At 62.9% G+C, this 3,420-nt stretch carries 4 protein-coding genes; 3 read left to right on the forward strand and 1 reads right to left on the reverse strand.

Translation table 11 applies throughout. The features are described from left to right. On the forward strand, positions 1-496 hold a 496-nt coding region (locus EN939_RS25990; RefSeq protein ID WP_127270634.1), incomplete at its 5' end, for a M20/M25/M40 family metallo-hydrolase. 62 nt (positions 497-558) lie between these two features. After that, positions 559-2,010 (forward strand): dihydropyrimidinase, encoded by a 1,452-nt coding sequence (gene hydA / locus EN939_RS25995; RefSeq protein ID WP_127270636.1) that lies wholly within the window; start codon positions 559-561, stop codon positions 2,008-2,010. 328 nt (positions 2,011-2,338) lie between these two features. Here hydA and EN939_RS26005 read toward each other — a convergent pair whose 3' ends face one another. Then, positions 2,339-2,743 carry a cupin domain-containing protein gene (locus tag EN939_RS26005; protein ID WP_127270638.1) on the reverse strand — a complete coding sequence of 135 codons (405 nt, stop codon included), beginning with the start codon at positions 2,741-2,743 and terminating at the stop codon, positions 2,339-2,341. 142 nt (positions 2,744-2,885) lie between these two features. Here EN939_RS26005 and EN939_RS26010 point away from each other — a divergent pair. After that, positions 2,886-3,420, forward strand: a 535-nt coding sequence (locus EN939_RS26010; RefSeq protein ID WP_164751220.1) for an ABC transporter ATP-binding protein, incomplete at its 3' end; no start/stop codon positions are given.

The raw sequence follows: 3,420 nt of genomic DNA on the forward strand, positions 1-3,420 counted from the left end.
GGTGCATGAGATCGCCATGGACTACCAGCCGGACGCCGTCGGCGCGGTCGGCCACATGGAGGTCTATCCTAACTCGCGCAACATCATCGCCGGGCGCACCGTCTTCACCGTCGACATCCGCTCCCCGGAAAAGGAAGTGCTGGACGCCATGGACGGCCGCATCCGCGAAGGCATCGACACGATCTGCGATGCGCTCGACATCCGCTACGAGATCGAGCAGGTCGGCGCTTTCGATCCGGTCACCTTCGACGCGGGTTGCGTCAAGGTGATCCGCGATGCCGCCGAACGTCTCGGCTATTCCCACCGCAACATCGTCTCCGGCGCCGGCCATGACGCCTGCTGGATCAACCGCGTCGCGCCCACCGCCATGGTGATGTGCCCCTGCGTCGACGGCTTGAGCCACAACGAGGCCGAGGAGATCACCAAGGAATGGGCTTCGGCAGGTGCCGATGTTTTGTTCCATGCGGTGGTGGAGACGGCTGTCATCATGGAGTGAGCTTAGAATCTACCTCCAAACGACGCTCGCAAAGAAGCGCGAAGAGAACAAGGGAACAGCTAATGACCAAAGTTATCCGAAACGGCACCATCGTCACCGCCGACCGCACCTGGAAGGCCGATGTGCTGATGCAGCACGGCAAGATCGTCGCCATTGGCTCGGACCTGCATGGCGACCACGAGTTCGACGCCACCGGTTGCTACATCATGCCGGGCGGCATCGACCCGCATACCCATCTCGAAATGCCGTTCATGGGCACCTATTCGGCCGATGATTTCGAATCCGGCACCCGCGCCGCGCTCTCCGGCGGCACCACCATGGTGGTCGATTTCTGCCTGCCGGCGCCGCAGCAGTCGCTGCTCGAAGCCTTGCAGATGTGGGACAACAAGACCTCGAAAGCGTCCTGCGACTACTCCTTCCACATGGCGATCACCTGGTGGGGCAAGCAGGTGTTCGACGAGATGGCCACTGTCGTCGACAAGGGCATCACCTCGTTCAAGCATTTCATGGCCTACAAGGGCGCGCTGATGGTCGATGACGACGAGATGTATGCGTCGTTCCAGCGCTGCGCCGATCTCGGCGCGCTGCCGCTGGTGCATGCCGAGAATGGCGATGTCGTTGCCGCCCTGTCGCAGAAGCTGCTGGCTGCCGGCAACAACGGCCCCGAGGGCCACGCCTATTCACGGCCACCCGAAGTGGAAGGCGAGGCGACCAACCGCGCCATCATGATCGCCGACATGGCCGGCGTGCCGCTCTATGTCGTGCATGTCTCCTGCGAGCAGAGCCACGAGGCGATCCGCCGCGCGAGGCAGAAGGGCATGCGGGTGTTCGGAGAACCGCTGATCCAGCACCTGACCCTGGACGAGAGCGAGTATTTCGATAAGGACTGGGATCATGCGGCGCGCCGCGTGATGAGCCCGCCCTTCCGCAACAAATTACACCAGGATTCGCTGTGGGCGGGCCTGCAGGCGGGCTCGCTGCAGGTGGTGGCGACCGATCATTGCGCTTTCAGCACCAAGCAGAAGCGCAACGGCGTCGGCGATTTCACCAAGATTCCGAACGGCACCGGCGGGCTTGAAGACCGCATGCCGGTGCTCTGGACCACCGGCGTCAACACCGGCCGGCTGACGATGAACGAGTTCGTCGCGGTGACCTCGACCAACATCGCCAAGATCCTCAACATGTATCCGAAGAAGGGCGCCATCGTAGAGGGCGCCGACGCCGACATCGTCGTCTGGGATCCCCAGCGCAAGAAGAAGATCACCTCGAAGAAGCAGCAGTCTGTCATCGACTACAACGTGTTCGAAGGGTTCGAGGTGACCGGTCTGCCGCGGTTCGTGTTCTCGCGTGGCGAACTGTCGATCCAGGAGGCCGAGGTCAAGGCCAAGCCCGGTCATGGCGAGTTCGTTGGCCGCGAGCCGAATGCGGCGGTCAACCGGGCGCTGTCGACGTGGAAGGAAATCTCCGCGCCGCGCAAGGTGGAACGCACCGGCATCCCGGCGACCGGGGTTTGAGCTTGCGCGGCTCGAAGAACGCCAAGAAACGGATGATTGCCGACAAACACGGCGCCGCCTTTGGGGATGTGTCGCAGTGCCGATAATTGCCGAACTCGGCGCCGCCCCTCATCCGCCTGCCGGCACCTTCTCCCCGTATACTGACGGGGAGAAGGGAGATGAACGCAACCTCGCCGCCCTTTTTTGTAACGTCGGAGATTGGCGAAATCCTCCGCGAAATCGTCCTTCTCCCCGTCACTATACGGGGAGAAGTGCCCGGCAGGGCGATGAGGGGCAGCGCAAACCTCGGGCAATTGACCGGTGGGATCCTAGCCCGTCGATACCGGCTTCAGGCGACCAGTGCATCCAGTTCCGGCAGCAGGACGACGCTTTCCTGTTCGTTGGGATCGGTGCGGGCAATGACGGCCGAAGACGGGGCGCTGCTCAGATTGGCCGGCAGATGCGGCACGCCGGCCGGAATGTAGAAGAGGTCGCCGGCCTTGACCACGATATGATGCTCGAGCCGGTCGCCGTACCAGGTGTGGACTTCGCCGGAGAGCACGTAGATCGCCGTCTCGTGGCTCTCATGCATATGCGCCTTGGCGCGTGCGCCGGGCGGCATGGTGAGCATGTGCATGCAGATGCCGGAGGCGCCGACGGTCTCGGCGGCGATGCCGGCGAAATAGGTCAATCCCTGCTTGCCTTCATAAGTGCTTTCAGGGCGGATAAGATGACAGGTGGGTTTGGGCGACATCGGGGAAACTCCGGGCGTCGATCGAGTGGGACAAGGTCAGTGGGACAGGGCCAAATGGGACAGGATAAGTGGAAAACAACATCGCGATAAAAGCAATCGGATTCCAGCCGCCGCAGGGACGGAAACAGGCAGGCGGCAGCCGATGACGGGGACTTCGCCAGCCGTCGTCGCGGCAAGCAAACTCGGACTGACCTTCCAGACCAATGACGGGCCGGTGCAGGCGCTGTCAAACGTCGATCTCACCATCGGCAAGGGGGAGTTCGTCTCCTTCATCGGCCCTTCGGGCTGCGGCAAGACCACGTTGCTGCGCGTCATCGCCGATCTGGAGAAGCCGACCTCGGGGACGATTTCGGTCAATGGCATGACAGCAGAGCAGGCGCGCGAGAAACGCGCCTATGGCTATGTTTTCCAGGCCGCCGCGCTGTTTCCGTGGCGGACGATCGAGCGCAATGTCGGGCTGCCGCTGGAGATCATGGGCCTGTCCAAGGCGGAGCAAGGCGAGCGTATCAAGCGCACGCTCGAGCTCGTCAACCTCTCTGGCTTCGAGAAGAAATATCCCTGGCAGCTCTCGGGCGGCATGCAGCAGCGCGCCTCGATTGCCCGTGCGCTGGCCTTCGATGCCGACCTGCTGCTGATGGACGAGCCGTTCGGCGCGCTGGACGAGATCGTGCGCGACC

The organism is Mesorhizobium sp. M7A.F.Ca.CA.002.05.1.1, assembly GCF_003998335.1.
Taxonomy (GTDB): domain Bacteria; phylum Pseudomonadota; class Alphaproteobacteria; order Rhizobiales; family Rhizobiaceae; genus Mesorhizobium.